This is a genomic window from Comamonas sp. MYb21, from assembly GCF_037479395.1.
Lineage (GTDB): Bacteria > Pseudomonadota > Gammaproteobacteria > Burkholderiales > Burkholderiaceae_C > Comamonas.
Window position 1 is genome coordinate 104,487 of record NZ_JBBGZC010000014.1, and the last position, 25,239, is coordinate 129,725.

Below are 25,239 nucleotides of genomic sequence, written 5' to 3' on the forward strand. Positions count from 1 at the left end.
AATCCGCCAGTGCTTGCAATATTTGGCCTACAGGCAAAGGCCCCGCCTACTCAGGGCTTCAGGGCAGGCGGTCCCCAAACCACTCGCCCACCCCTTGGGCCATGCGCGCAAACACCTGGTCCAGGCTGGGCGCGTCGTGGCCAAACAGCGCATGGATGACGGCCGCATTCTCGAACAGGCCATGCACATAGGTACCCAGCACCTGCGGCGCCCCGCCCTGCCACAGCAGGCCGGGCAGCAGCTCTTGCGCGGGCTGGGCCGCGCCGGCCTGCATGTCGGCGCGCAGTTCGGTCTGGCCGTGGTGGATTTCATAGCCCGTCACCACTAGGCCGCTCAGGCCCTGCCAGGGCGCTTGTACGGCAGGCAGCAGCAGGCGCGTAGGTTGCACATTCTTTTGCTGGGCAAACAAGGTCACCAAGGGCAGCAGCCCTAAGCCGGCGGCATTGCCGTCCACCCCATGCAGATCGACCAGCGCCTCGCCCAGCATCTGCAGACCGCCGCAAATACCCAGCACCCGTTTGCCAGCCTGGGCATGGCGGACGACGGCGGCATCCAGCCCCTGCTGGCGCATCCAGGCCAGATCGGCAGCGGTGGCCTTGCTGCCCGGCAGGATCACCCAGTCGGCATCGCTCAGCTGTGCGGGCGTGCGGGCCCAGACCACGCGCACGCCAGGCAGCTGCAGCAGCGGCTGGAACTCATCGAGGTTGCTGATGCGCGGGTAGGCGACGATGGCGATGCAGGTGTGCACCGGCTGCCCAGCACCACCACTGCCCCGGTCATCAAACACGCCGTCTTCCTCGGGCAGGCCGTGCTGGAACTGCATTGGAATGCAGGCCACCGTCGACACGCCAGTCTTGTCTTGCAGCATCTGCGGCGCCGGCGCCAGCAAGGCTGCGTCACCCCGGAACTTGTTGAGCACAAAGCCTTTGATCAGGCTTTGCTCCTCGGGCGGCAGCAGCGCCCAGGTGCCGTAGAGGTGGGCAAAGGCCCCGCCCCGGTCGATATCGGACACCAGCAGACAATGGGCATCGCAGTGGCGCGCCACGCGCATATTGACCACATCGCTGCTGTGCAGGTTGATCTCGGCGGGCGAGCCCGCGCCCTCGATCACCACCACATCGTTCTCGGCGCGCAACGCATCGAGCGCCTGCGCAATCTGCGGCCACACTTTAAGGCTGCGGCCGCGCCAGGGCATTTTGGACAGCGCCTCGTCCACCTGGCCAAACAGCACCACCTGGCTGCGGGTATCGGCCTCGGGTTTGAGCAGCAGCGGGTTCATGCGCACATCGGGCACGGCGCCTGCGGCCAGCGCCTGCAGGTACTGGGCCGTGCCGATCTCGCCCCACTGGCCATCGGGCGTGGCCACCACACGGGCGTTGTTGCTCATGTTCTGCGCCTTGAAGGGCGCCACCTTGTAGCCCTGGGCCCGGTACCAGGCACACAGCGCCGTGGCCACCCAGCTTTTGCCGGCGCCACTGCTGGTGCCCAGCACCATGATGCAGCGCGCGCTCATCGCGTTGCGCTGCCCAGCGGCAGCACCATGCGCGCCATGATGCGCTCCAGCGCCGAGCCCGCATCGCTGCACAGGCCCGTGTGCACCGGCGACGTCTGGATCATGCTGCTGCGCTTGGCGGTAAGCCAATGGAAGCGCGCGCGGTAAGGCAGCTGGCCGATGGGCCCGGCCTCGGGCACGCCAGCGCAAATGGCCACGATGCTGCCCAGGTGGCGGTAGACCGCCTGCAGATCGACTTCTGGATCCAGCGCCAGCAGGCGCGCATCATCCAGCGCGATGGCGGCCTGCAGATAGCCGCTACGCTGGCAGGACAGGATCACGCCAGCGTTGATGAACTCCTCCCGCTCGACCCGGGGCACCACGCGCACGATAGCGTAGTCATACACATCATGCGCGTGCATCGATGGCTCCTTGCAACCAGCGGCCACGCGCTTGCAGGCGGGCCAGAAAATAATTCACATAGGCGGCGCGGTGCGCCTGCGGATCGGCCAGCAACGGGCTGTTGCGGTCTTCCGCAGCCTTGGCCAAGAAGCAGTCGGGCACCGTGGCCAGAATGGCGGTCAGCACCGGCTCGGTCAGTTGCGCGGCCAGCGGCTCGTCCACCTCAGCCAGCAGGCTGGCCTGGGCCAGCAGCACATGGTCGGCAATCGGCGCAAAGGGCTTGCCCGGGTCGGCCACCGTGCCATCCCAGGCATGGTGGAAGGTCAGGGTCGCGCCATGGTCAATCAGCCAGGGCTTGCGCTGCCACATCAGCATATTGGTGTTGCGGGCCGTGCGGTCCACATTGCTGACCAGCGCATCGAACCAGACCAGGCGCGAAGCGAAATCGTCGCTGACCGCATCGACCGCAGGGTCAAAATTGACCGAGCCAGGCAGGTAGTCCAGGCCGACATTGAGGCCATCGCTGGATCGGATCAGGTCCTGGATCTCGGGATCGGGCTCGGTCTGCGCGAGCTTGGCGTGCAGCATGGCCAGCACCAGCTCGGGCAAAGGCAGGCCCAGCGCGCGGGCAATGCCGCCACAGATGAGCTCGCCCATCAGCGCGCGCACGCCCTGGCCAGCCCCCCGGAACTTGAGCACATACATGCCCAGATCGTCCGCCTCGACGACGGCCGGCATCGAGCCACCCTCGCGCAGCGGCGTCACATAGCGCTCCACCAAGACGGTGCGCAGTTGCAAAGTTTGTAAATCCATGCCAAATGGTAGCGGTTGCCGCATGTCCTCGCCGGGCCTAAGCATCTGCCAGCGACAGCCAGGCCCGCGCCAGCGCCGCCTGCGCCACCGGCGCCATCACGCCCAGGCGCACATGGCCGGGCAGGCCAAAGCTGCGGGCATCGCGCAACTTGATGCCCTGGCTGCGCAGTGCCGCCAGGCGCGTAGCCATATCCGCCTGGGTCAGCGGCAGGCGCGCGACAAAATAATTGGCCTGGTGGCCGGGCAGCACCGCCCAGCCCAGGCGCTCGCACAGCGCCAGCTGCCGGCCCTTCCAGTGGCGCAGGGTGTCCAGGCTGCGGGCCAGCCAGGCCTGCACCTCGGGGGTCACCCAGGCCTGCAGCAGGGCCACGCCATGGGCCCCCACCACCCATGAAGGCGCCAGCGCCCGCAGCGCATCGATCTGCGCCTGTGCTGTGCCCTCGGGCGCAATCGCATAGGCAGCGCGCAGCCCCGTCATGCCCAGTGCCTTGTTGGGCGTCCACAGCTGCCAGAGCGCAGCCATGTCGCGCTCTGGCGCAGGGCCTTCCAGCCACAGCGGCCGGTAGGCGCAATCCAGCACCAGGCCATGGTGGCTGGCATCGTCAGGCAACGCCTGCCAGATATCTTCGACCCGGCCCAGCGGGCTGGAGGGTTCGCAGGCCCAGTGCAGGCCGTCACCCCATGTCATATTGCGGCTGCTGCGACGCAGGCCCCACACCTCTGCCGCCTGGGCGTAGTCGCCATAGCTATGGCGCGGCAGGCTGACCTTGGTGGCGCCCTGGCGCAGCGCATGCTGGGTCAGGCGGTGGATCAGCTCGCTGCTGCTGCCGCCAATGACCAGGCGCTCGGGCGCCACCGCATGGAAGGCCGCCAGCTGCAGGCGCAGCGCCGTGTACTGCGGATCGGGGTACTGCGCCAGGTGCGCCGCCTGCAAGGCCGCTACCGCTTCTGGGCAGGGGCCGCAGGCATTGCGGTTGGTGGAGAAATCATGCGCCGGCACGCCCAAGGCGTCGGTGCCACCATGCTCGTTATCAGCCATGGGCCAAGGCTCCTTGCGCCATTGCGGCGATTGCTATCTTTAGCGCCAAACCCAGGGCCAGCAGCAAGGCGCACAGTGCCTGCGCCCCCACCACCCGGCCGGCCAAGGCCAGCGCCCGCTGTACGTCCAGAGCCTGCGGCGGCCTGCCTTGCGGGTTGAGCTGGTACACACCGGGTTTGGACAGGCGCAGGCCCAGCGCCTGCGCCATCGCCCCCATCGGCCAACCGCCATTGGGCGATGGCGTGACCGCCGCATCGCGCCGCAAGCCGGGCCAGGACAGGCCGCCCGCCAACGCAGCCAACCAGGCTGCGGTGATGCGGGCCGGCAACCAGTTCAGCACATCATCGGCCCGGGCCGCCCATTTCCCCGCCCATTGCCAGTGGCGGCGCTGCGCGCCCTGGCCGCGCCAGCCGGGGTAGCCCCACATCGCATCGGCCGTGTTGGCCAGCCGGTACAGCGCCGCGCCCGGCAGGCCGGCGACGGCAAACCAGAACAGCGGCGCCAGCACCGAATCGCTCAGGTTCTCAGCCAGGGTCTCGATCGCGCTCTCGCGCACTGTGGCGGCGTCGAGCTGGCTGGTATCGCGGCTCACCAGCCAGGACAAGCGGGCCCGGCCCGCGTCCAGCGATTCGCCGAGCGCGGCCTCCACCGCCAGCACCTCGCTGCGCAGCATGCGCCAGGACAGTAAAGGTTTGAGCAGCAGTCCAGCCACCATGCCATTCAGCCACCAAGGCGCTGCCTGCAGCAGATACATGAGGGCCGCATACACCCACCAAGCGACGCCCGCCAGCAGGCACCAGGCCAGCGCCGCCAGCACAAAGCGCCCGTAGGCGCGCTCCAGCGCCTCGCGCGGCGCAATCGCCTGGCCCAGCAGGCTCAGCAGCTGGCCCATATAGACAACAGGGTGCAACCGCACTGGCGGCTCGCCCCACAGCCAGTCCACCAGCAAGGCCACCAACACGGCCAGCAAGGCGGCCATTGGCGCCTGCCAGTACACCGCAGGGCCAGCATCGGTCATAGCCTGAACCAGCTGCAGCAGCGGGCTTCCACCGGCGAGGGCCAGCTCACCCAGCCAGCCAGCCGTCATGGCTGCGGTCCTTGTTCCATCGATGCGTCCGCTCCGGCCTCGCGCCAGCACTCGTCCATCAGCATGTGCTGCAAGGGCGCGCGGCTGGCCCAGCGTTCCTGCTGCAGCATGGGCTCGGCATAGTAGGCCTCCACAGGGCCCAGGCACAAAACAGCCAGCGGGTGCGCGCCGGCAGGCATCGCCAGCAGCTGCGCCAGCGCCTGGGGTTCGAACAGCGAGACCCATCCCATCCCCAACCCTTCGGCGCGCGCGGCCAGCCACAGGTTCTGGATCGCGCAGGCGGTGCTGGCCACATCCATCTCGGGCAAGGTGCGGCGGCCAAACACATGGGCCTCGCGCCCGGGCGGCATGGCCACCACCAGCACCTCGGCCGCCTGCAGCACGCCCTGCACCTTGAGCTTCATGAAGTCGGCCTCGCGCGTGCCCAGCGCCTGGGCGGTGCGCAGGCGCTCGTCCTCCACCAGCGCATGGATGCGGCTGCGCATCTGCGCATCGCGCACGCGGATAAAGCGCCAGGGCTGCATAAAGCCGACGCTGGGCGCATGGTGCGCCGCCCGCAGCAGGCGCAGCAGGACGGCATCGTCCACCTGGCCGCCGGCAAAGTGGCGCATGTCGCGCCGCTCATGGATGGCACGGTAGACGGCCGCGCGCTCGGCCTCGCTGAAGGCCGTAGCGGCAATCGTGGGGGCGCTGATGGGGGCGTGGGAGTTGATATCGCTCATGCCAGCAATCGGCTGCGGGGCCTCAGTCTTCAATGCCGCGCTGCGCCGGGATGCCGGCCTTGAACGCATGCTTGATCAAGGTCATCTCGGTGACGGTGTCGGCCACATCGATGATCTCCTGCGGGCAGCGCCGGCCGGTGATGCAGACATGCACTTCCTTGGGCCGGGCGGCCAAGGTGTCCAGCACCTCCTGCAGCGGCAGCCAGCCATAGATCAGCGGGTAGGTGATCTCGTCGAGCACCACCAGAAAATACGCGCCCGACAGGATGGCAGCCTTGGCCTTTTCCCAGCCATCACGCGCCAGCTGGCCGCTGTGCTCCAGGTCGCGGCTCTTCCAGCTAAAACCATCGCCCAGGCCTTCGACCGGCAGGCCCACCTGCTCGGCCAGGCGGTGCTCGCCAAAGCGGGCGGTCGGCACCTTCATGAACTGGTAGACCTTCACCGCCTTGCCCCGGCCCGTCGCGCGGAAGGCCAGGCCAAAGGCCGCCGTGCTCTTGCCCTTGCCGTCACCGGTGTTGACGATCACCAGGCCACGGCGCTCGCCCTCGGGCTTTTCATAAGGCTTTTCGCTGGGTGGCGTTTCAATCTGCATTGGACATCTTTCCTAGTTAGCTTGTGTCTTTGGACCTGGGCCAGGCCCAGCGTCAAGTCAGGTTCAGCTCGCCCTCAAGGGCGAGCAGCGGTGCGCGGCAAGGCCATCCACACGCCATCAATGGCACGCACCTGGATGCGGTGGTCAAACACCGCCTCCAGCGCGGCATGCGTTGCCGGGTCGTCGCAGCGGCCCTGGTGCAGCACCCTGCCCGCCTGCAGCACCAGCATATGGTCGGCCAGCAGCGCCACTGATATCTCGTGGAGCACGCTGACCACGGTGCTGCCCTGGGCGGTCAAGGCCCGCATGCTGTCCACCCAGTCGGTCTGGTGCGGCGGGTCCAGGTTGGCCAGCGGTTCATCCATCAGCAGCACGGGGGCCTGCACGGCCATGGCCCGGGCCAGCAGCACGCGCTGGCGCTCACCGCCCGACAGTTCAGCCACCGGCCGGTGGCGCCAGTCCCAGGCATGGGCTGCACGCAGGCATTGCTCTACCACCGCATGGTCTGTGCCACTGGGCGCTGCAAACCAGGGCTGGTGCGGCAGGCGACCGAGCATGGCCACATCCATCACCGTCAGCTCCTGCGTCACCACCTCGCCCTGGCCCAGCCAGGCCAGCGCCTGGGCGCGCTGCTTGCGCGGCCAGCGCTGCAAATCCTTGCCCAGCAGCGCCACCTCGCCCTGCAGCTGTGCCGCCGGCCACAGGCCACCCAGCACCTTGAGCAGGCTGGATTTGCCCGCGCCATTGGGGCCGACAATGCTGGTCCAGCGGCCTTGCGCAAACTGGGCGTTGACGCCTTGCAGAATCGGCCGCGCATGCACAGCGGCGTGGATATTGGTGGCGCCGAGCGCAGCAGGGGTTGCAGTGGTCGGCATCACAGGCCTCCTGCCGAGCGGGTGCTGCGGTGCATGCGCCACAGCAGATAGGTACCGCCCAGTGCGGCGGTGAGCACCCCCACCGGCAGCTCTTGCGGGGCCACCAGCCAGCGCGCCAGGATATCAGCGGCCAGCAGCAGCACGCCACCCATGGCCGCAGCCAGCACGGTGCTGCGGCCATGGCCCACCTGCACCAGGCTGCGCACCAGATGGGGGGCGGCCAGGCCCACAAAGGCAATCAGGCCTGTCTGCGCGACCGAGGTGCCGGTGGCCAGGGCCAGCACGGCCACCAGGCCATAGCGCAGCGGCGCCAGCGGCAGGCCCAGGCTGGCGGCCGTCGCCTCGCCCAGGGTCAGGCCATCAAGCACCCGGGCGCAGCACCAGGTGGCCAGCACGCAGACCAGCAGCACGCCGGCCATCAGCGCGCAGCCCTCCCAGCCGACAAAGGCCGAGGTGCCCAGGGTAAAGGCCTGCATGGCCTGCAGAATATCGGGGTGGCGCAGCTCCAGCAGATCGCGCATGGCACCCAGCACCACGCCAACAATCACGCCGGCCAGCAGCAGGCGCAAGGTGTTTTGCACATTGCGCGCCAGCACCACCGTGAGCGCCACCGCGCAGGCGGCACCGACAAAGGCCATGCCGGTCATGCCCAGGCGGTAGAGCAGATTCAGGCTGGTGACGGACGAGCCCAGCAGCACCAGGCCCAATGCGCTGCCCAGCGAGGCACCGGAGGCGCTACCGAGCAAATAGGGATCGGCCAGCGGGTTGCGAAACAGGCCCTGGGCCACCGCCCCGGCCAGGCCCAGCAGGCCACCAGCGAGCCAGGCGCCCAGTGAGCGCGGCAGGCGGATATCGACAACGATCTGCCAGGAGGTGGGGTCATCGCGCATGCGCAGCACACTCTCCCAACCGGTGCTGCCCACACTGGCGCCCACCAGCAGCAGCAAAGCGCTGAGCACCAGCAGCACCAGCGCCAGCCAGGCACTGCGGCGCAGGCCGGGCGCGGCCTCGCGCTGCGCTGCGGATGCGGGTGCAGAGCTGTGCAAAGCGGCCATCAGCGCGCCACCGCGGCCTTGCCCGGCGCCTTGTCGGCCAGGCAGCGCGCCATCAGCGCGGCGGCCTGGGCCATGCGCGGCCCCGGGCGCACAATCGCATACGACTCTTCATCGCTGAACACGCAGACCCTGCCGGCCTTGACGGCCTGGAGGTTGTGCCAGCCCGGGTAGCTGGTGGCAGCCTGCATGCTGCGGTTGCCCAGCATGATCACATCGGGCTGGGCACGCAGCAAAAACTCGGGGCTCAGCCGGGGAAACGGGCCCAGCTCAGCGGGCACCACATTGTCCACACCCAGCTGGGTCAGGGTCTCGCCAATAAAGGACTGGGGGCCGGCCGCATAAGGGCCTCGGCTCACCTCAAAGTAGACCCGGGTATGGCGCGTGCGCTCGGGCAGCCCGCGCACCACCGCATCAATGCCCGACTCCAGCGCGCGCCAGACCCGGTCAGCGCCCTGCGCCTGGGGCACGCCCAAGAGCTGGCCCAGGGTGCCCAGCACGCGGTGGATGTCGGCCTTGGATTTCACATCGAGCGCCACCACTTTCAGGCCCAGCGCCTGCAAGCGTTCCGCCGCCTTGGAGGCATCGGACAGCAGCACCACATCGGGCTTGAGCGCCACGACCGATTCGACGCTCGGGTCCAGCCCGCCGCCCACCACCGGCAGCTTCTTGACTGAGGCAGGCCAATCCGAATAGCGGTCCACGCCCACCAGGCGTTCGCACAAACCGAGCGCGCAGGTGCTCTCGGTCAGCGATGGCAAGAGGCTCACGATGCGCTGCGGCGCTTGCGCCAACTGGACCTTGCGGCCCCGGTCATCGACGATGGCCGCGGGCCTGACCAGGTCCTGGTCCTTCCAGACCGGCGCGTTGGCAAAGGGTTGCAGGCGCAGTTCATCCACACTGGCAGACGGTGCCGCTTGGGCCATCGGCAATGCGAGCATCAGCGCTACCCAGGCCAGCGTTTTCCGCAGAAAGGATGGGGGAGCCATCAACAAAGCCATCATTTCATCTGCAGCGGCAAGCCCGCCGCCATCAGTTGTACGCGGTTGCAGGCCGCTGCCGCTTGCTGGTTCAGCAGTCCCAGCGCATCGACAAAGGCGCGCACCTCGCGGCCCATAGGAATCACGCCCAGGCCAATCTCATTGCTGACCAGAATGATGGGGCCAGTGGCGGCCTGCAAGGCAGCGACAAAGGCATCGCACTGGGCCTGCCAGGTCTGCGCAGGTTCAAGCGGTGAGGGCTCCATCGGCATCAGCCAGTTGGTGAGCCACAGGGTCAGGCAGTCAACCACCAACAAGTGATCTGGCCGGCTGTGGGCCTGCAGCTGCTGGGCCACGTCGCGCGGCGCCTCCACGGTGGCCAGTTGCGGCACGCGGGCGCGGCGGTCTCGCTGGTGGCGCGCAATGCGCTCGTGCATCTCGGCGTCATACGCGGTGCCGGTGGCGACCAGGCTGGCGCTGCGGCCGGCACCGGCCTGCAGCCAGGCACGTGCCAGCAGCTCGGCCTGGCGCGATTTGCCCGATTTCTGCCCGCCCAGCAGCAGCAATTTCAGCGGCGCTCCATCAACGTGGAAAAGAGAGTCATCCATGGCGCTCATCTTAGGCGTTCAGTGCCTCGGTATGCCAGGCCTGCGGATCGACCACCGGCATGTCCACCCCCAGCAAGGCGGCCACCGCCTGCGGGCACGAGGGGAACCAGGCATGGAAATAGCTCGCATGGATGCTGCCCTGCTGGTAGACGGCTTCGCCCTTGCCGCTTTCGGCCACCTGGCCCGGGCGGCTGCTGCGCGCCACTTCCAGGGCCTCGCTCTGCAGCTTGGAATAGTGAAAGGTATGGCCGCGCAGCATGCCCCAGGGCGTCAGCAGCTGCTGCATGCCCAGACCCGCCAGGCGCTGCTGCATGACGGCCTGCGCTGGCAGCAAGCCCCAGAGGCTGTGCCAGCGGCTGTCCAGATCGGTCAGGCCCTCGGCCAGCGCCACCATGCCTCCGCATTCGGCCCAGACGGGTTTGCGCTCTTCCAGGTGCGCCTGCAGATCCAGCTGCAGGCCGGCATTGGCCTTGAGCGCGGACAGGTGCAGCTCCGGGTAGCCGCCGGGCAGCCACAGCGCATCGCAGGCGGGCAGGCGGTCGCCGGCAATCGGCGAGAAAAAGGCCAGCTCGGCGCCCATGGCTTGCAGGCATTCCAGATTGGCAGTGTAGATAAAGCTAAAAGCGGCATCGCGGGCGACGGCAATGCGCCGCCCGGCCAGCCAAGCGGGCACCGGGGCAGCGGCAGCAGGCGCGGTAAAGGCCACCGTCCAGCGCTGCTGCCACTCCTGCCAAGTCAGCTGGCCCAGCGGCGTTTGCGCCAGCACATCGGCGGCGGCATCCAGGCGCTCGGCAGCGTCGTGCAGCTCATGGGCTGCCACCAGTCCCAGATGGCGCTCGGGCAGCAGGTTGGCGCGTGGTTTCGCAGCATCGAGGCTCACCTGGTTCATCGCGCCCAGCCACAGTGCCGCATCGCGCAGGCCGCTGCGCAGCATCTCGCCATGGTGGGCGGTGGCCACGCGGTTGGCCAGCACGCCGGCCAGTTGCAGGCCCGGGTCATAGTGCTGCAGGCCATGGGCAATGGCGCCAAAGGTGGCCGCCATGGCCGATGCATCGACCACCACCACAGCGGAGATACCCAGCGACTTGGCCAGCTCGGCCGCGCTGTTGGCGCCGTCGAACAGGCCCATCACACCTTCGATCAGCAGCACATCATTGCTTTGCGCGGCCTGGAACAGGCGTGCGCGCACATCGGCTTCGCCGTTCATCCAGCGGTCCAGCGCATGCACCGGCTGGCCGCTGGCCAGGCGCAGCCACTGCGGATCGAGAAAATCCGGGCCGCATTTGAACACCTGCACCCGCCGGCCCTGGCGGGCATGCAGGCGCGCCAAGGCTGCCGTCACCGTGGTCTTGCCCTGGCCCGATGCGGGCGCGGCAATCAGCAGTGCCACGCAAGCGGCTGTTGGGCGGTCCTGAACCGTCATCTCTGTCATGGCTGGCTTATCCCCTCTGCGCTCAGCGCGGCATCCACTTCACACCCACATACACGCTGCGCCCTTCGGTGGCATAGGTGCGTGCGGTCTGGTAGCGCTTGTCGGTCAGGTTGTTGATCCGGGCGATCAGGTTCACATCCTTGAGCACCTCGGTCTGCGCCGACAGGTTGAACAAGGTGTAGCCACCCAGCACATTGGTGTTGGCGGCATTGTCAAAGCGCTTGGCGCTGGTCTGCAGGTCGGCAGCCCAGGTCCAACCGGCGGCACGCGTCTCGGCGCCCAGGGTGGCATAGCGCTTGGCGCGGCGCGCCAGCAGCTTGTCGTTTTCGGTATCGCGCGGGTTCTGGAAGTCGACCGAGCCGTGCAGATTGAACGCACCCAGCTTGGTCGTGGCCGCCAGGGTAATGCCTTCCAGGCGCGCCTTGCCCACATTGGCGTAGCAGCCAAACGTGCTGTCACAACTGCCGGGCGACGAGAAGTTGATCAGGTTGGTGACCCGGTTGCGGTAGGCCGTGGCCGAGAAGCTATCAGCACCCTGCGCCCAGCGCAGGCCCAGCTCGGCATTGCGGCTTTTCTCGGGCTGCAGCGATGCGTCGCCGTATTCGCTAAAGCGCTGGTAGAGCGTGGGCGCGCGGAAGGCCGTGCCCACGGTCGCGGTGGCGCGCCAGTTGGTTGCAAAGGCGTAGCCATAGGCGGCGCTGCCAGTGGTCTTGCCGCCAAACTCGCTGTCGTCATCGCGGCGCAGGTTCAACTGCACCGTGTGCGGGCCGGTGTTCAGGCCATAGCCCAGCGCCAGCGCATTCTGGTGGCGGTCGCGGTCAATGCCACCATTGGTCAGTGCGTCGTCACGCCGCTCCAGCGCGGCCGTCAAGGTGTGGACGCCCAGGCGCCAGGTATTTTGGAACAGGTAGTTGTGCAGCCGCGTGTCCGTCTGGTAGGGCGAGGGCCGGGTCTCGTAATAGTCCCGCGACTGGCTGAACTGCAGCTTGGTGCTGTAGTGCTCGGTCCACTGCGCCTGCCAGTTCAGGCCCAGCGCATACATCTTGTTAAGGCTGCGGTCGTCCTCGGTCAGGCTGCTGTCATAGCCCGAGTTCACATCGCTGGCCAGCAAGGTGGCTTCGAGCCGGTGCTGGCGGTTGATCTGGTAGCCCAGGCGGCCGCTGACGGCATTGCTGCGGTAGTCGTCCTTGTCCGAGTTGGCAGTGGCCACGGTGCGGGCGTTGAAGCCATCGGTCTGCGAGCGGTTCAGGCCCAGCGCGTAATCCCAGCCCTCGGCACTGCCGGAGATGCCGGCCTCGGCCGTGAACGTGCCCCGGTTGCCAAAGCCCAGGCCCACATAGGGCTGGGGCACGCCCTCACCTTTCTTGGTGAAGATCTGCACCACGCCGCCCATTGCGTCCGAGCCGTAGACGGCAGCGGCCGGGCCACGCAGCACTTCGATGCGGTCGATCAGCGCCAGCGGAATCGACTGCCAGGAGGCGCCGCCGGTCGATTGCGAATCCATGCGCACGCCGTCGACATAGACGGCGGTAAAGCGTGAATCGGCGCCGCGCATGAACACGCTGGTCGTCGTGCCCGGCCCGCCGTTGCGAGAAATCTGGATGCCCGGCACGCGCGCGAGCACATCGGCCACGCTGCCCGGGCCCTGGCGCTCGATGGTCTGCGCATCGATGATGGACATGTCGGCCACCAGATCGGACAGTGGCTGCTCGATGCGGTTGGCGGTCACCACCATCTCTTGCAGGTTTTTACCCTCTGTTTCCTGGGCGGCTGGAGCCTGCTGCGCCTGAGCTTGCAGCGCCAACAGGGGCAACGCCGATGCGATGGCCAAGGCCAAAAAACGGGGGGTATGGAGCGTGCCCGAGCGGGGCGCAAGCGCGGGACGCGCGCAGCGGCGTGTCGAAAAATCAGAGGAAAACATGCACTGAGTTGGTGATGAACCACCCCGCGCCAGCCTCCCCGCCGGCAATGGGGAACACGGAGGCCGCAGCAAGGCCTCAGCCGCGCGCCTCCACTATTGTTGGCCGGTATCCGGGCTGGCGATGACACAGCACACGCCTTCCCAAACACTTGTTCAAGGTATTCAGTGGCATAGTGGTGGCTGTGGATGGCGCAAAAACCAACCATCGCTTACCGTTGCGGGGGCAGCGCAGGTTGCGTAAGGCTTGTAGGGCACAAGCAGCGCTCCTGCTTCCCGTTGAACTGCCCCCATGTGAACCACTGGGGCGAGCACCAACGGGTACAATTTTAGCGTTAAACCCATTGCGCACTTAAGAAGACTGTCTCTCTATGGCCACTACGCCTTCTATGGATCTGATGCTTGAGCGGGTGGAGGCACTGCTGAGCCGTCATGAGGCTTTGCAACGCGCCCACGCCCAATTGCAAGAGCAAGTCACCACCCTGACCCAGGAGCGCGACTCCCTCCAATCGCGCCTGACAGCGGCCCGCGCCCGCGTGGATGCACTGATCGAACGCCTGCCCAAGACCTTTGACCAGGACGAATGATGAAACAGCTGGAAGTACACATCATGCAGCAAAGCTATATGCTGGGCTGCCCCGAAGGCCAGGAAGCACGTCTGCTGGCCGCCGTCAAGCATGTCGATGAGGCCATGAGCGGTATCCGCGACGCGGGCAAGATCCGTGGCCGCGAGCGCATCGCCGTGCTGGCGGCCCTCAATGTCGCCTTTGATCTGCTGGATTTACAGGTGCAAAACAGCCAGCTCAGCCAGACCGCCGACGCGCTGCAGGCGCAAGCCGCTGCCCAGTCTGCCGCGATGGCCGAGGCGCAGGCCCAGCCCGCCACCGGTGACCAGGCCAGCCTGGACTGGGACGAGCCCCGCCTGCAGTCGGTGATGCAGCGACTGGACGCGGCGCTGGCGCCCGCCCCTGCCAAGGCCGCCGAAACCCTGGACACCAGCGCCTGAGGCCTGGCGGTAAGCAGGCGCCAACACCAGATTGCGGCGCCATGCAATGCCTCCTGCCAAAATATCAGCTTGGCGCTTTCTCAATCTAGCTAACCAGCTATCTTTTTTGACCAATCCAGGCACATTGACATGCAGTTTTGGTGGGTGCGGCAGGCGCGAGCGATTACAATGGAAGCGTTCGCAGCCCTGCTGGACTTTATAGTTCCTTGAACCAATGCTCTACGAGCACGGGCTTGGTACATCACCTATTGAGCGTGATCGTCTCGCGTCAGATGAACCCAACGATAGGTTGCCCTTGCCCACCTGAACCCCCGGTTCAGGATGACGGTCCAGTGGATCCGCTGCGAACACCTGATTTTTTCGGGCAGGCTGCCCAACCTGTCTTCTCCTCTCCGCGACAGCGGGGTTTCAGGCCACCTGTTTCAGGTGGCCTTTTTACTGCGCGCCATGACTGATCCTCTTGTTTTGCTGCCGCTGTCGTTTCTGGGCCTGATCGGCGGATTTCTCGCGGGCCTGCTGGGCATTGGCGGCGGCATGGTGCTGGTACCCTTCATCACCTACATCCTGGGCACCCAAGGGGTGGCGCCGGAGCTGGCGATCAAGATGGCGATTGCCACCTCGATGGCGACCATCGTCTTCACATCTGTGTCCAGCGTGCGCGCCCACCACCAGCATGGCGCCGTGCGCTGGGACCTTGTCAAACGCCTGGCCCCGGGCATTGTGCTGGGCGGCCTGCTGGCCAGCCTGGGCATTTTTGCGGTGCTCAAGGGCAGCTACCTGGGTTTGTTTTTTGGCCTGTTCATTGGTTACTCGGCACTGCGCATGTTCCGCAAGCCCAACAGCAAGGCCATGCGCGCCATGCCGGGCACGGCCGGCCAGATGGCCGCTGGCGGCGTGATCGGCTGCCTCTCGGGCCTGGTGGGCGCGGGCGGCGCCTTCATCAGCGTGCCTTTCATGACCTGGTGCAGCGTGCCGATGCACAACGCGGTCGCCACCAGCTCGGCGCTGGGCTTTCCGATTGCGGTCACCAATGTCATCGGCTTCATGGTGGCCGGCCTGCACCTGCAGGGGCTGCCGCCGCATTCGCTGGGCTATATCTGGCTGCCCGGCCTGGCCGCCATTGCCACCTGCAGCGTGCTGACGGCGCCGCTGGGCGCCCGTGCCGCGCACCGGCTGCCGGTAGGCCAGCTCAAGAAGATCTTTGGCGGCATCTTGCTGTGCCTGGCCGCGTACATGCTCTACAAAAGCCTGGCGGCCTGGCAGGGCTGAGACCTGCCACAGCGGGCTAGATAATCCGCGAGAAGCGCGCCCGGTTGCGGTCGGCCTGCAGGTTCTTGTCGAACACCATGGCCACACCGCGCACAAAGTACCAGCCCAGCTCGGTCACATTGATCGCCTCGTCGCTCAGTTGCACCAGGCCCTGGTCCTGCAGCTCGCGCAGCTGGGCCAGCTCGGCGGCAAAGTACTGCGCAAAATCAATCAGCCAGGCCTGCTCCAGCGATTCAATCGCCAGGCTCCCCTGGCACATCAGGCCCATGATCACCGCGCGGCGCAGCAGGTCATCGCGCGTCAATGCCAGGCCCCGCACCACGGGGATCTGGCCCTGGTCGATCAGGTCGTAGTACTCCTCCAGGGTCTTGGCATTCTGGCTGTAGGTCGCGCCAATGCGGCCGATGGCCGACACGCCCAGCGCCAGCAGATCGCAATCGGGCTGGGTGCTGTAGCCCTGAAAGTTGCGGTGCAGGCGCCCTTGGCGCTTGGCCACCGCCAAGGCATCGTCGGGCAAGGCGAAATGGTCCATGCCCACATACACATAACCGGCGCCTTCCAGCGCGGCCAGGGCCTGGGCCAGCATGGCGAGCTTATCGGCGGGGCTGGGCAGGTCCTGCGCCTGGATGCGGCGCTGGGGCTTGAAGCGCTCGGGCAGGTGCGCATAGGCGTAGAGCGCAATGCGGTCGGGCCGCAGCGCATTGACCTGCTCCATCGTGCGCACAAAGCTGGCCGGGCTTTGTTGGGGCAAACCATAGATCAGATCGATATTGATAGATTCAAAGCCGATCTCACGCGCCTGCTCGACCAAGGCAAACACCTGGTCAGCGGGCTGCTCACGGTGCACAGCCTTTTGCACCAGTGGGTCAAAATCCTGCACGCCAAAGCTCAGCCGGTTAAAGCCCAGCTGGTAGAGATGCTGCAGGCGCTCGCGGCTCACGGTGCGCGGGTCCACCTCGATCGAGTACTCGCCACCGGGCTTCAGATGAAAACGCTGCTTGACCATGTCCATCAGGCGGCTGAGGCCGGCATCGGTCAAGAACGTGGGTGAGCCCCCGCCCAGGTGCAGCTGGCTGATGGTGGGACGGGCGCTGACGTGGGCCAGCTGCAGGTCCAGCTCGCGCTCGAGGTAGTCCAGGTACTCGTCGGCCCGCTCGGCATGCTTGGTGATGATCTTGTTGCAGGCGCAGTAGTAGCACAGCGAGGCGCAGAACGGCACATGCACATACAAGGACAGCGGAGCGAGCCTGCCAGCCAGGCCGGTGCCGCGTTGCGCCAGCGCCTGCTTGTACTCATTCGCAGCAAAGGCTTCAACAAATCGGTCTGCGGTAGGATACGAGGTGTAACGGGGGCCGGGAACATCAAAACGGCGCAGCAGGTCGGGGGTCAGGGAAATCATGTGGCTTCTTCCTAGCGGACCCCCAATGTGCCCCAAGCTCTGCCACGCGTCCTTGATGTACATCAAGAACCCATTTGGCGCCTGCACGCACAATAGGCGCATACGAGGAACGCCGTTCCTACATGAATATTTGTTCACGGGTATTGATACATGACATCCAACTCCATCAAAGTGGTGTGCTCCAACTGCAATTTGCGCGAGCTGTGCATGCCCGTGGGACTGTCGGCCGAACAAATGGAGCGCATCGACGAGATCGTCGCCACCCGGCGCAAGATCAAACGCGGCAGCGCGCTGTTCCGCAACGGTGAGACCTTCACCTCCCTCTATGCGATTCGCACCGGCTTTTTCAAGACCAGCATCGCCACCGAAGACGGACGCGACCAGGTCACCGGCTTTCAGATGGCGGGCGAGATCATCGGGCTTGACGGCATCGTCAACGACCGCCATTCCTGCGACGCGATTGCGCTGGAAGACGCCGAAGTCTGCGTGATGCCCTACTCCTCGCTCGAAGACCTGTCGCGCGAAGTGACCGCCTTGCAGCACCATGTGCACAAGGTCATGAGCCGCGAGATCGTGCGCGAGCATGGCGTCATGCTGCTGCTGGGCAGCATGCGCGCCGAAGAGCGCCTGGCCGCCTTCTTGCTGAACCTGGTGCAGCGCCTGCATGCCCGGGGCTTTTCGCAGCATGAGCTGATCCTGCGCATGACACGCGAGGAAATCGGCAGCTACCTGGGCCTCAAGCTCGAGACCGTCAGCCGCACCTTCTCCAAGTTTGCCGAGGAGAACATCATCGAGGTCAAGCAGCGCCATGTGCGCATTCTGGACACCGACAAGCTCCAGGGCCTGATCAACACCCAGGCCTGCTCGGCCTAAGCTAGGCAGCTATTCCAACTCGCCGCGCCAGCGGACACAAACGCGGTCTGATCCGACATCCGCTCAAGCCGCAAGCGGCGATGCTCTGTGTTGAAGCCACGGCAAGACTGCGCAACAGCGGCCCTGCCCTACGTCTGACCTGAAAGGAGCCTGCCATGTACCAACATATCCTGCTTGCCACCGATGGCTCTGAGCTGTCCGAGAAGGCCGTGCGCCACGCCCTCGCGCTGGCCAAGCTGAGCCACGCCACGGTGACTGCCGTCAACATCTCGCCCAACTACCCGCGCAGCTACTTCGAGGGCAGCACCATGCAAAACCCCGATGACATTGCGCGCATCGAGGACGGCTGGGAACGCGCCGCCCAGGGCATTGTCGACAAGGTGGTGGCCGAAGGCGCTGCCACCGGCGTGCCCATCAAGACCCTGGTGATCAAGTCCGACATGATTGCCGAGGCGCTGCTGGAGACGGCGAAAAAGGAAAACTGCGACCTGATCGTCATGGCATCGCACGGCTACCGGGGCTTGAAGCGCCTGCTGCTGGGCAGTGAAACCCAGCATGTGCTGACCCATGCGACGATACCGGTGCTGGTGCTGCGCTGATCGCCACCTAAGCGCATCCGCCCAATAGCAAACCTTCGCCTGCGGCAGCTTCTGAGCGGCCACAGCGCGAGGGTTTTGTCATGGCGGCGCAGGCCGCCTTCATGGGCGCATCAGCCCTTGAACAGGCCCTGGTACTGGTCGCGCAGCAGGTTCTTTTGCACCTTGCCCATGGTGTTGCGCGGCAGCTCGCCCACGACAAAGCAGCGCTTGGGAATCTTGAAGTTGGCCAGCTGCTTTTTCAAAGTCGCAATGATGCCCTCGGCATCGAGCTGCTGGCCCACCTTGGCAATGACCACGGCCACGCCCACTTCGCCAAAATCGGGGTGTGGCACGCCAACCAGCGCGCTTTCGGCCACGCCCGGCAGTTCGTTGATGAAGCCCTCGATCTCGGCCGGGTAGACGTTGTAGCCGCCGGAGATGATCAGGTCCTTGCTGCGGCCGACGATGGTCACATAGCCGCGCGCATCAATCTTGCCCACGTCACCGGTCTTGAACCAGCCGTCGGCCGTGAACTCCTGCGCGGTCTTCTCGGGCATGCGCCAGTAGCCGCTGAACACATTGGGGCCTTGCACCTGGATATGACCGATCTCGTCGGCGCCCAGCGCCTGGCCGTCATCGCCCTGCACCCGCACGCCCACACCCGGCAGCGCAAAGCCCACCGTGCCGCCCCGGCGCTCGTCCTGGCCGCCATGGCGGGCATCGGCCTGGTAGGGGTTGGAGACCAGCATGATGGTCTCGCTCATGCCATAGCGCTCCAAAATCGTGTGGCCGGTGCGGGTCTGCCAGTCGCGGAAGGTCTCGATCAGCAAAGGCGCCGAGCCGGAGATGAACAAACGCATGTGCTGGGCCGCCGCCTTGGTCAGGCCCGGCTCGGCCAGCAGGCGCACATACAGAGTCGGCACGCCCATGAAGACCGTCGCCCGCGCCATCGCGGCAATCACCGCCTTGGGCTCGAACTTGGCAAACCAGACCATCTTGCTGCCATTGAGCAAGGCCGCATGGATCGCGACAAACAGGCCATGCACATGGAAGATCGGCAGCGCATGGATCAGCACATCGCCCTTTTTCCAGCCCCAGTAGTCCTTGAGCATGACGGCATTGCTCAGCAGGTTGCCGTGGCTCAGCATCGCGCCCTTGCTGCGCCCGGTGGTGCCACTCGTGTAGAGAATGGCGGCCATGTCGTCGGCAGATTTCTGCGCGGGCGTGTGCGCATCGGCGCAGTGCACTGCACGCTCCAGCAGGGTGCCGCTGCGGTCATCGCCCAAGGTGAACACGCTTTGCGTGCCGCACTGGAAGGCGATCTTGGAGACCCAGCCAAAATTGGCCGGCGAGCAGACCACCACGGCCGGCTCGGCATTGGTGACAAAGTACTCGATCTCGGCGCTTTGGTAGGCGGTGTTGAGCGGCAGAAACACATGGCCGGCGCGCAAGGTCGCCAGGTACAGCGCCATCGCTTCGACCGACTTTTCCACCTGCACCGCTACGCGGCTGCCGGAAGGAATATTCAGCGAATCGAGCAGGTTGGCGATGCGCGCGCTCATGCGGTCCAGGTCGCGCCAGCTGTAGTTCAGCGGCTCACCGCTGGCCGAGGTGGTCTCCACGGCGATGGCATCAAGGTCCTCAGGAAAGGCCGCGCGCAGGGCGCAGAACAGGTTGTCGTTGGTCATGTTTGTCTACTTGGTTGGTGGTTTCCTTGGCGCCTGCGGCCTGGCCGGTGGCCAGCGCAGGCACGGTCAAAACTGGGCTGCTCTTTTGGCGACAAAGGCAGCAATGCCTTCGCGGTGTTCTGCCGAATCGGCATAGGCATAGGGCTGCTGCAGCACCGGGGCCTGGGCATCGCCTTCGGCCAGCGCACGCAGCAGCTGCTTGGTCATGCGGGCGGCCTGGGGCGCCAGGCCGCAGATGCGGGCGACGCTGCGTTCCAACTGGGCGTGCAGGTCTTGAGCGGGGTACACCTGGCTCAAAAAGCCCGAGGCCAGCATCTGCTCGGCGCCAAAGACCGCTGCCTCCAGCAGCATCTGCCGCGTCTTGGCAGGCCCCACCTGGCTCAGCACCAGCGCCGCCTCCTTGGGCGCCATCGGAAAGCCCAGCTTGGCAATCGGCGCGCCAAACTGGGCTCTGTCTGTTGCCAGGCGGGTGTCGCAGCAGCTGGCCAGCTCCACGCCCGCGCCCATGCAGGCGCCGTCAATGGCAGCGACCAGCGGCACATCGCATTGCAGCATGGCATGGAGCGCCGGCCAGACTTCGCCTTCGTGAAAGGCGGCCAGGCTCTCTGGGGCAAAGCGAAAGTCGGCGTACTCCGAGATATCGCCACCGGCGCAAAATGCCTCGCCCTCGCCTTGCAGCACGATGCAGCGCAGCCCGGGCTGGCGCTGCAGGTCCTCAAACACGCTGCGCAGCTGGCGCCACATGGCGCGCGACATGGCATTGCGCTTGCCCGCATGGTCCAGCACCACGCGCACGGCCTGCGCGCGGGATGCCTCCTCGCCCACCACCCACGATTGCACACGAACCTGCCCCGCCATCATCTCGCTCCTCTTGTCATTCAATCTTCGCGCCCGAGGCCTTGACCACCTCGGCCCAGCGCTTGACCTCGTCGGCCACAAAGGCGGCAAACTGCGGCTGCGTCATGCTGCCATATTCCGCACCATTCTTGGCCCAGATGGCCTTGATTTCTTCCGACGCGCCCATGCGTTTGGCCTCTTCGAACATGCGCGCCTGCAGCTCGGGCGAGGTGCCCTTGATGGCCCAGAGGCCGTACCAGGTGGTCACGTTGTAATCGGGCAGGCCCACTTCGGCAGCGCAGGGCACATCGGGCAGCGAGGGGTTGCGCTGGCTGCCCGAGACCATCAGGCACTTGATGCGCCCGGCGGCGATATGCGCGGCCGACGAGCCCAGGCCGTCGAACAGCATGTCCACATTGCCGGCAATCAGGTCCTGCAGCGCCGGGCCCGCGCCCTTGTAGGGCACATGCAGGATGTCGGTCTGGCTCTGGATCTTGAACAGCTCGCCGGCCAGGTGGTGGCTGGTGCCGGCGCCAGCCGAGGCAAAGCTCATCTTGCCCGGGTTGGCCTTGAGCTGGGCCAGCAGCTGCTGCATATTGGCCGCCGTCACCCGCTTGGGGTTGACCACCAGCACCTGCGGCACCGTCGCCAGCAAGGCCAGCGGCACCAGGTCCTTCTGGATGTCGTAGTCAAGCTTGGGGTAGACCGAGGGCGCAATCACATGGTGGGTGCCGCCCATGAAGAAATGGTAGCCATCTGAGGGCTGGCGCGCGGCAAAGCTGGCGCCCAGGGTGCCGCCTGCGCCGCCCTTGTTGTCGATCACCAGGGTCTTGCCCGAGATTTTCGAGAACTGCGAGGACAGCGGCCGCGCAAAGGCATCGGTACCCCCGCCTGCCGGAAAGGGCACCACCCAGGTCACCGGCTTGCTCGGCCAGTCGCGCGCTGCGGCCGCACTCGCCCAGCTCCAGGCGGGCAGCGCGCTGCCCGCCATGCCAGCGGCCAGGCCCAGCAGGGTTCGTCTTCTGGACGGGAAAGGTGTATTGCTCTTGGTCATCTTGTCTCCTAACGGTTATTTTTAAAGATCCACGCACACCCGCCTGCGCGCGCCGACAGCAACACGCTGGCCCTGGGTGGTCAGCATAGAATGCCGACCACCCAGGCTGCGCCCTTATGGGGGCCTGCAGCTCTCTCCAGACCAGCGCAGCGCCCGGGGGCGCGATGCTGGCCTGCCATCCTCAAAAACAGGTTCAGACCTTGGCCAGCGCCTCGATGCCCGATGACACCGGAATCTTGCCCTGGGCCAGCAGATTGCGGTGCTTGTCCAGGCGCTTCAAGTCGTACAGGTAGTTCACCATCAAACCATAGGACTGCTTGATGCCCTTGGCCGAGGTATCGCCCGCCCAGTTCAGGCGCTCAACCCGCGAGCCATTGCCCAGGTGAAAGCGCGCCACCGGGTCCACCGGTTTGTCCTTGACCAGGCTCTTGCCCAGGTAGCGGGCAGCGGCATGCAGCAGCAGCTTGGCAGCCGCATCGCCCGCCTGCCACTGGCCCGGTTGCTCCAGCGCGGCCATCCAGTCGTCCACCGTCGGCTCGGCCTTGTCCAGGGCCTTGCCCAGTTCGGCGCGCAGGCGCTTGTCGGCACCCTCCCAGACCTCGGCCGCGTTCTTGCCCAGCCAGCTGCGAAAACCCGGTATCGGTGACAAGGTGGCGAACTGGCGCAGCTTGGGAAACTCCTGCAGCAGCTGCTCGACCACGGTCTTGATCAGCGAATCGCCAAAGCTCACGCCGCGCAAGCCGGTCTGGGTGTTGCTGATCGAGTAGAAGATCGCCGTGCTGGCCTTGTTCACATCGGCTGCGGCAGCGGCCTCGTCCAGCAGCGGCGCAATGCTGTCCGACATCTTGTCGACCAGGGCCACCTCGACAAAGATCAGCGGCTCGTTGGGCAGGCGCGGGTGGAAAAAGCCGTAGCAGCGGCGGTCGCTGTCGAGGCGGTTTTTCAGATCGGTCCAGCTGCGGATGTCATGCACCGCTTCGTACTTGATGAGTTTTTCGAGCAAGGACGCGGGCGAATCCCAGCTGAGGCTGCGCAGCTCCAAAAAGGCGATGTCAAACCAGGTCGAGAACAGGTATTCCAGATCGGCGTCCACGGCGACCAGCCATTCCTGGCTCTTGAGCTGGGGCAGCATCTGCGCGCGCAGATCAAGCAAGAAGCGCATGCCCTGCGCGGGCACCGCAAAGCGCTGGAACAGGCGCATGCGCGGCGTCTGCAAGGCCTTGCGCAGGTGGCGCTCGGCAGCGGCCATGCTGGCGGTGCCGATCGCGTCTTCGTAGCGCTGGCGCGCCTGGCCGATCTTGGCCACATCCGGCACAAACTGCTCGCACAGCAGGCGCCAGCAGTCCAGGCGCTGCTCTGGCTGGGCGGCGGCATACCACTGCATCACCGGCTCGGCCAGGCGCCCGCCTTCGGCATCGCTCACCTCGCTGGCGCCAACAGCCTGCAGGTCGGCCAGCAGGCGGCGCAGCTCGCGCGGCGACAGCGCCTCATTGCCCCGGCGCAAGGTGGCCTTGAGGCGCTCGGTGGTGCTGCGCTCGCCTTCGGCAGCGCTGCTGCTGCCCAGCTCGGTAGGAATGCCGACCGAGCGCAGCCAGGCCGCGCTTTTTTGCAGCCAGCTGTTGGCGGCGCTGTCCACCCCGGTGGCGGGCGAAGTTTCGGTAGCGGTGGTCATAAAGCAATCCTTGACAGTGAAAGGGGGGTGGTGCGCAGCAGGGCCTTGCGCTGCTGCAGCAAATGGTTGCGCATGGTCTGCTCGGCGGCATCGGCGTCGCCGGTCAGCATCACGGCATAGATATCGAGGTGTTCCTGCAAGCTGGCTTGCAGGCGGCCGGGCGCACGCAGCTGGTGCAGCCGTGCCAGGCGCAGAATGCGGCGCAGATCGGCAATGGCCTGGGCCAGCCAGCGGTTGTCGGCCAGCGTGATGAAGGCCTCATGGATCTGGTGGTTCATGCGGTAGTAGGCCGCGATGTCGCCCGCCTCGGCGTAGTGGGTCAGCTGCTCGTGCATCACATCGAGCACGGCGCGGTCGGCGCTGCTGAGTTTCTTGGTGGCCTCGTAGGCGGCACGCCCCTCCAAGAGCGCAATGACCGGAAAGATATCGTCCAGATCGCGCTCGGTCACGGTCTCGACAAAGCAGCCGCGCCGGGGCTCATGGCGCAGCAGCCCTTCGGAGACCAGCAGTTTGAGCGCTTCGCGCAGCGGTGTGCGCGAGACGGAGAGCTGGTCGCACAGCGCCTTTTCATCGAGCAGTTCGCCCGCCGCCAAGGTGCCGGCAAAGATCAGGTCGCGCACCTGGATCGCCACCGTATCGTGCAAAGGCTGTCCGGCAACCGCCATCCGCTCACTCCTTTGGGAAAAATTCGCTCTGCACCGCCCGCCCCAGACTCCCACTTTGTCATTGGAATTGGCTTTGGCTTTGTCTCTTGCTCAGAGACCAGCCCAGCAGTGCAATGCTGTAATTATGAGAAATTACAGCGCATTTTGTCCCCCGTGTTAACACCCGGTTCATACACCGCGACCACTGTTACCGGTGCAAACGCTTACCTTCCTCGGCTGCGGGCACAAAAAAAAGCAGGCACCGGTTGCACCAGGCCTGCTTGCGTCACCGCTGGGGGCCACGCCCCCTGCCGTTGCGGACTACGTTGCGTTCTCAGTCCTTGCCGTAAGGGTCAAAGTCAAAGTACTTGTCGGCGATCTGCTTGTAGCGGCCGTCGGCGCGGATGGCGGCAATCGCATCGTTGAGCGACTTCTTCAGCTCGGGCTGGCCCTTGCGCATCGCAATGCTGGCGCCTTCGCCAAAGATCTTCTTGTCCACCAAGGTGTCGCTGACGAACTCAAAGTTCTGGCCCTCGGGCTTTTTCAAAAAGCCGTAGGCGATCTCGACGCTGTCGGCCACCGAACCATCCAGGCGGCCGGAATTGATGTCCAGGTAGACGGGGTCACGTCCGGGGTAGGAGACGACATCGGCGCCTGCGGGCTTGAGGTAGGTCAGCGCCCACTTCTCCTGGATGCTGGCCTTGAGCACGCCCATCTTCTTGCCCTTGAGCGATTCGGGGCCGGTGTACTTGAAGCCTTTGGGCATCACGATGCGCGCACCGGTGTGGTAGTACTTGTTCGTGAAGTCCACGACACGGGCGCGGTCCTCGTTCTTGGCCATCGAGCTGATGATCACGTCGTATTTCTTGGCCTGCAGACCGGGGATCATGCCGTCCCAGACCTGCTCGACAAACACGCACTTGCGTTGGATCTGGGCGCACAGCGCGTTGGCGATGTCGACGTCGAAACCGGCGGGCTGGCCCGTGGGCAGCTTGTAGGTAAAGGGCTCGTAGCTCAGGTCTACGGCGACTTTCAGATCGGGCAAGGCCTGCTGCGCAGACACCGCTGCACTGCCCAGCACGCACACACCGGCCACCAGGCCCAGCACCCATTTTTTGGTCATATCGTCTTCTCTCCGCTCAGGCAAAAAACAAAGCCGCTGTGCCAGAGAGTTCCGGCACAGCGGCTGGTCAGTATAGCCCTATAA

At 65.9% G+C, this 25,239-nt stretch carries 25 protein-coding genes and 1 riboswitch; of the genes, 5 read left to right on the plus strand and 20 right to left on the minus strand.

The window, feature by feature from the left end; translation table 11 throughout:
- Nucleotides 1–58: 58 nt before the first annotated feature.
- From WH367_RS20305 to WH367_RS20365, 13 genes are all read right to left on the minus strand, one after another.
- A complete protein-coding gene (locus tag WH367_RS20305; RefSeq protein ID WP_339537454.1) occupies nt 59–1,513 on the minus strand; it encodes a cobyric acid synthase in 1,455 nt (484 codons plus the stop codon).
- Nucleotides 1,510–1,914 (minus strand): DUF3037 domain-containing protein, encoded by a 405-nt coding sequence (locus WH367_RS20310; RefSeq protein ID WP_339520571.1) that lies wholly within the window; start codon nt 1,912–1,914, stop codon nt 1,510–1,512. Before WH367_RS20310 ends, WH367_RS20305 begins: the two co-directional genes overlap by 4 nt.
- A complete protein-coding gene (locus tag WH367_RS20315) occupies nt 1,901–2,686 on the minus strand; it encodes a HipA family kinase (RefSeq protein WP_339537483.1) in 786 nt (261 codons plus the stop codon). The genes WH367_RS20310 and WH367_RS20315 overlap by 14 nt, the downstream gene beginning before the upstream one ends.
- 58 nt (nt 2,687–2,744) lie before the next feature.
- Nucleotides 2,745–3,746, minus strand: a complete 1,002-nt coding sequence (locus tag WH367_RS20320) for an aminotransferase class I/II-fold pyridoxal phosphate-dependent enzyme (protein WP_339537455.1) — start codon at nt 3,744–3,746, stop codon at nt 2,745–2,747.
- Nucleotides 3,739–4,833 carry an adenosylcobinamide-phosphate synthase CbiB gene (cbiB, locus tag WH367_RS20325; protein WP_445228137.1) on the minus strand — a complete coding sequence of 365 codons (1,095 nt, stop codon included), beginning with the start codon at nt 4,831–4,833 and terminating at the stop codon, nt 3,739–3,741. The genes WH367_RS20320 and cbiB overlap by 8 nt, the downstream gene beginning before the upstream one ends.
- Nucleotides 4,830–5,555 carry a 5,6-dimethylbenzimidazole synthase gene (gene bluB / locus WH367_RS20330; RefSeq protein WP_339537456.1) on the minus strand — a complete coding sequence of 242 codons (726 nt, stop codon included), beginning with the start codon at nt 5,553–5,555 and terminating at the stop codon, nt 4,830–4,832. Before bluB ends, cbiB begins: the two co-directional genes overlap by 4 nt.
- 22 nt (nt 5,556–5,577) lie before the next feature.
- Nucleotides 5,578–6,147 carry a cob(I)yrinic acid a,c-diamide adenosyltransferase gene (cobO, locus tag WH367_RS20335; protein ID WP_021026297.1) on the minus strand — a complete coding sequence of 190 codons (570 nt, stop codon included), beginning with the start codon at nt 6,145–6,147 and terminating at the stop codon, nt 5,578–5,580.
- A 74-nt stretch (nt 6,148–6,221) separates the two neighbouring features.
- Entirely contained in the window at nt 6,222–7,022 is an 801-nt protein-coding gene (locus WH367_RS20340) for an ABC transporter ATP-binding protein (protein ID WP_339537457.1), read from the minus strand.
- Nucleotides 7,022–7,999 carry a FecCD family ABC transporter permease gene (locus WH367_RS20345; RefSeq protein WP_339537485.1) on the minus strand — a complete coding sequence of 326 codons (978 nt, stop codon included), beginning with the start codon at nt 7,997–7,999 and terminating at the stop codon, nt 7,022–7,024. The genes WH367_RS20340 and WH367_RS20345 overlap by 1 nt, the downstream gene beginning before the upstream one ends.
- Before the next feature lie 77 nt (nt 8,000–8,076).
- Nucleotides 8,077–9,063, minus strand: coding sequence for an ABC transporter substrate-binding protein (locus tag WH367_RS20350; protein ID WP_339537458.1), 987 nt, complete (start codon nt 9,061–9,063; stop codon nt 8,077–8,079).
- An 11-nt stretch (nt 9,064–9,074) separates the two neighbouring features.
- The gene (locus WH367_RS20355) at nt 9,075–9,662 is read right to left on the minus strand and encodes a bifunctional adenosylcobinamide kinase/adenosylcobinamide-phosphate guanylyltransferase (protein WP_339537459.1); all 588 of its coding nucleotides are present in this window, start codon (nt 9,660–9,662) and stop codon (nt 9,075–9,077) included.
- A 10-nt stretch (nt 9,663–9,672) separates the two neighbouring features.
- Nucleotides 9,673–11,094 (minus strand): cobyrinate a,c-diamide synthase, encoded by a 1,422-nt coding sequence (locus WH367_RS20360; RefSeq protein ID WP_339537460.1) that lies wholly within the window; start codon nt 11,092–11,094, stop codon nt 9,673–9,675.
- A 22-nt stretch (nt 11,095–11,116) separates the two neighbouring features.
- Complete coding sequence (locus tag WH367_RS20365) at nt 11,117–13,015, minus strand: TonB-dependent receptor domain-containing protein (protein WP_445228138.1); 1,899 nt, start codon at nt 13,013–13,015, stop codon at nt 11,117–11,119.
- An 84-nt stretch (nt 13,016–13,099) separates the two neighbouring features.
- Nucleotides 13,100–13,344, minus strand: a riboswitch (cobalamin riboswitch).
- A gap of 39 nt (nt 13,345–13,383) precedes the next feature.
- Here WH367_RS20365 and WH367_RS20370 point away from each other — a divergent pair.
- The 3 genes from WH367_RS20370 to WH367_RS20380 all read left to right on the plus strand — a co-directional run bounded on the left by WH367_RS20370 (nt 13,384) and on the right by WH367_RS20380 (nt 15,287).
- Nucleotides 13,384–13,599, plus strand: a complete 216-nt coding sequence (locus WH367_RS20370) for a hypothetical protein (RefSeq protein ID WP_021027064.1) — start codon at nt 13,384–13,386, stop codon at nt 13,597–13,599.
- Complete coding sequence (locus WH367_RS20375; RefSeq protein ID WP_312988141.1) at nt 13,599–14,018, plus strand: cell division protein ZapA; 420 nt, start codon at nt 13,599–13,601, stop codon at nt 14,016–14,018. The genes WH367_RS20370 and WH367_RS20375 overlap by 1 nt, the downstream gene beginning before the upstream one ends.
- A gap of 447 nt (nt 14,019–14,465) precedes the next feature.
- Nucleotides 14,466–15,287 carry a sulfite exporter TauE/SafE family protein gene (locus WH367_RS20380; RefSeq protein ID WP_339537461.1) on the plus strand — a complete coding sequence of 274 codons (822 nt, stop codon included), beginning with the start codon at nt 14,466–14,468 and terminating at the stop codon, nt 15,285–15,287.
- 16 nt (nt 15,288–15,303) lie between these two features.
- On the opposite strand, the gene hemN is transcribed toward WH367_RS20380, so the two are convergent.
- Nucleotides 15,304–16,686 (minus strand): oxygen-independent coproporphyrinogen III oxidase, encoded by a 1,383-nt coding sequence (hemN, locus tag WH367_RS20385; RefSeq protein WP_339537462.1) that lies wholly within the window; start codon nt 16,684–16,686, stop codon nt 15,304–15,306.
- A gap of 150 nt (nt 16,687–16,836) precedes the next feature.
- Here hemN and fnr point away from each other — a divergent pair, with 150 nt between their 5' ends.
- The gene (gene fnr, locus WH367_RS20390; protein WP_021027067.1) at nt 16,837–17,559 is read left to right on the plus strand and encodes a fumarate/nitrate reduction transcriptional regulator Fnr; all 723 of its coding nucleotides are present in this window, start codon (nt 16,837–16,839) and stop codon (nt 17,557–17,559) included.
- A 155-nt stretch (nt 17,560–17,714) separates the two neighbouring features.
- On the plus strand, nt 17,715–18,158 hold the full coding sequence (locus WH367_RS20395) for a universal stress protein (protein ID WP_021027068.1): 444 nt from the start codon (nt 17,715–17,717) through the stop codon (nt 18,156–18,158).
- A gap of 110 nt (nt 18,159–18,268) precedes the next feature.
- Here WH367_RS20395 and WH367_RS20400 read toward each other — a convergent pair whose 3' ends face one another.
- The 6 genes from WH367_RS20400 to WH367_RS20425 all read right to left on the minus strand — a co-directional run bounded on the left by WH367_RS20400 (nt 18,269) and on the right by WH367_RS20425 (nt 25,155).
- The gene (locus WH367_RS20400; protein WP_339537463.1) at nt 18,269–19,825 is read right to left on the minus strand and encodes a malonate--CoA ligase; all 1,557 of its coding nucleotides are present in this window, start codon (nt 19,823–19,825) and stop codon (nt 18,269–18,271) included.
- Nucleotides 19,826–19,891: 66 nt separating this feature from the next.
- Nucleotides 19,892–20,683: an enoyl-CoA hydratase/isomerase family protein gene (locus WH367_RS20405; RefSeq protein ID WP_339537488.1), complete on the minus strand. Its 792-nt coding sequence runs from the start codon at nt 20,681–20,683 to the stop codon at nt 19,892–19,894.
- A 16-nt stretch (nt 20,684–20,699) separates the two neighbouring features.
- Entirely contained in the window at nt 20,700–21,716 is a 1,017-nt protein-coding gene (locus WH367_RS20410) for a Bug family tripartite tricarboxylate transporter substrate binding protein (protein WP_445228139.1), read from the minus strand.
- Nucleotides 21,717–21,909: 193 nt separating this feature from the next.
- Nucleotides 21,910–23,388, minus strand: coding sequence for a malonyl-CoA decarboxylase (locus WH367_RS20415; protein ID WP_339537464.1), 1,479 nt, complete (start codon nt 23,386–23,388; stop codon nt 21,910–21,912).
- The gene (locus WH367_RS20420) at nt 23,385–24,053 is read right to left on the minus strand and encodes a GntR family transcriptional regulator (RefSeq protein WP_021027073.1); all 669 of its coding nucleotides are present in this window, start codon (nt 24,051–24,053) and stop codon (nt 23,385–23,387) included. Before WH367_RS20420 ends, WH367_RS20415 begins: the two co-directional genes overlap by 4 nt.
- Before the next feature lie 313 nt (nt 24,054–24,366).
- A complete protein-coding gene (locus tag WH367_RS20425; protein WP_339520550.1) occupies nt 24,367–25,155 on the minus strand; it encodes a transporter substrate-binding domain-containing protein in 789 nt (262 codons plus the stop codon).
- Between the last annotated feature and the right edge of the window lie 84 nt (nt 25,156–25,239).

What these genes read in the sequence shown, in the direction of transcription:
- WH367_RS20305 (WP_339537454.1), bottom strand. Translation starts at nt 1,513, where the DNA reads ATGAGCGCGCGCTGCATCATGGTGCTGGGCACCAGCAGTGGCGCCGGC.
- WH367_RS20310 (WP_339520571.1), bottom strand. Translation starts at nt 1,914, where the DNA reads ATGCACGCGCATGATGTGTATGACTACGCTATCGTGCGCGTGGTGCCC.
- WH367_RS20320 (WP_339537455.1), bottom strand. Translation starts at nt 3,746, where the DNA reads ATGGCTGATAACGAGCATGGTGGCACCGACGCCTTGGGCGTGCCGGCG.
- cbiB (WP_445228137.1), bottom strand. Translation starts at nt 4,833, where the DNA reads ATGACGGCTGGCTGGCTGGGTGAGCTGGCCCTCGCCGGTGGAAGCCCG.
- bluB (WP_339537456.1), bottom strand. Translation starts at nt 5,555, where the DNA reads ATGAGCGATATCAACTCCCACGCCCCCATCAGCGCCCCCACGATTGCC.
- cobO (WP_021026297.1), bottom strand. Translation starts at nt 6,147, where the DNA reads ATGCAGATTGAAACGCCACCCAGCGAAAAGCCTTATGAAAAGCCCGAG.
- WH367_RS20340 (WP_339537457.1), bottom strand. Translation starts at nt 7,022, where the DNA reads ATGCCGACCACTGCAACCCCTGCTGCGCTCGGCGCCACCAATATCCAC.
- WH367_RS20350 (WP_339537458.1), bottom strand. Translation starts at nt 9,063, where the DNA reads ATGGCTCCCCCATCCTTTCTGCGGAAAACGCTGGCCTGGGTAGCGCTG.
- WH367_RS20355 (WP_339537459.1), bottom strand. Translation starts at nt 9,662, where the DNA reads ATGGATGACTCTCTTTTCCACGTTGATGGAGCGCCGCTGAAATTGCTG.
- WH367_RS20360 (WP_339537460.1), bottom strand. Translation starts at nt 11,094, where the DNA reads ATGACAGAGATGACGGTTCAGGACCGCCCAACAGCCGCTTGCGTGGCA.
- WH367_RS20365 (WP_445228138.1), bottom strand. Translation starts at nt 13,015, where the DNA reads ATGTTTTCCTCTGATTTTTCGACACGCCGCTGCGCGCGTCCCGCGCTT.
- WH367_RS20370 (WP_021027064.1), top strand. Translation starts at nt 13,384, where the DNA reads ATGGCCACTACGCCTTCTATGGATCTGATGCTTGAGCGGGTGGAGGCA.
- WH367_RS20375 (WP_312988141.1), top strand. Translation starts at nt 13,599, where the DNA reads ATGAAACAGCTGGAAGTACACATCATGCAGCAAAGCTATATGCTGGGC.
- WH367_RS20380 (WP_339537461.1), top strand. Translation starts at nt 14,466, where the DNA reads ATGACTGATCCTCTTGTTTTGCTGCCGCTGTCGTTTCTGGGCCTGATC.
- hemN (WP_339537462.1), bottom strand. Translation starts at nt 16,686, where the DNA reads ATGATTTCCCTGACCCCCGACCTGCTGCGCCGTTTTGATGTTCCCGGC.
- fnr (WP_021027067.1), top strand. Translation starts at nt 16,837, where the DNA reads ATGACATCCAACTCCATCAAAGTGGTGTGCTCCAACTGCAATTTGCGC.
- WH367_RS20395 (WP_021027068.1), top strand. Translation starts at nt 17,715, where the DNA reads ATGTACCAACATATCCTGCTTGCCACCGATGGCTCTGAGCTGTCCGAG.
- WH367_RS20400 (WP_339537463.1), bottom strand. Translation starts at nt 19,825, where the DNA reads ATGACCAACGACAACCTGTTCTGCGCCCTGCGCGCGGCCTTTCCTGAG.
- WH367_RS20405 (WP_339537488.1), bottom strand. Translation starts at nt 20,683, where the DNA reads ATGGCGGGGCAGGTTCGTGTGCAATCGTGGGTGGTGGGCGAGGAGGCA.
- WH367_RS20410 (WP_445228139.1), bottom strand. Translation starts at nt 21,716, where the DNA reads ATGACCAAGAGCAATACACCTTTCCCGTCCAGAAGACGAACCCTGCTG.
- WH367_RS20415 (WP_339537464.1), bottom strand. Translation starts at nt 23,388, where the DNA reads ATGACCACCGCTACCGAAACTTCGCCCGCCACCGGGGTGGACAGCGCC.
- WH367_RS20420 (WP_021027073.1), bottom strand. Translation starts at nt 24,053, where the DNA reads ATGGCGGTTGCCGGACAGCCTTTGCACGATACGGTGGCGATCCAGGTG.
- WH367_RS20425 (WP_339520550.1), bottom strand. Translation starts at nt 25,155, where the DNA reads ATGACCAAAAAATGGGTGCTGGGCCTGGTGGCCGGTGTGTGCGTGCTG.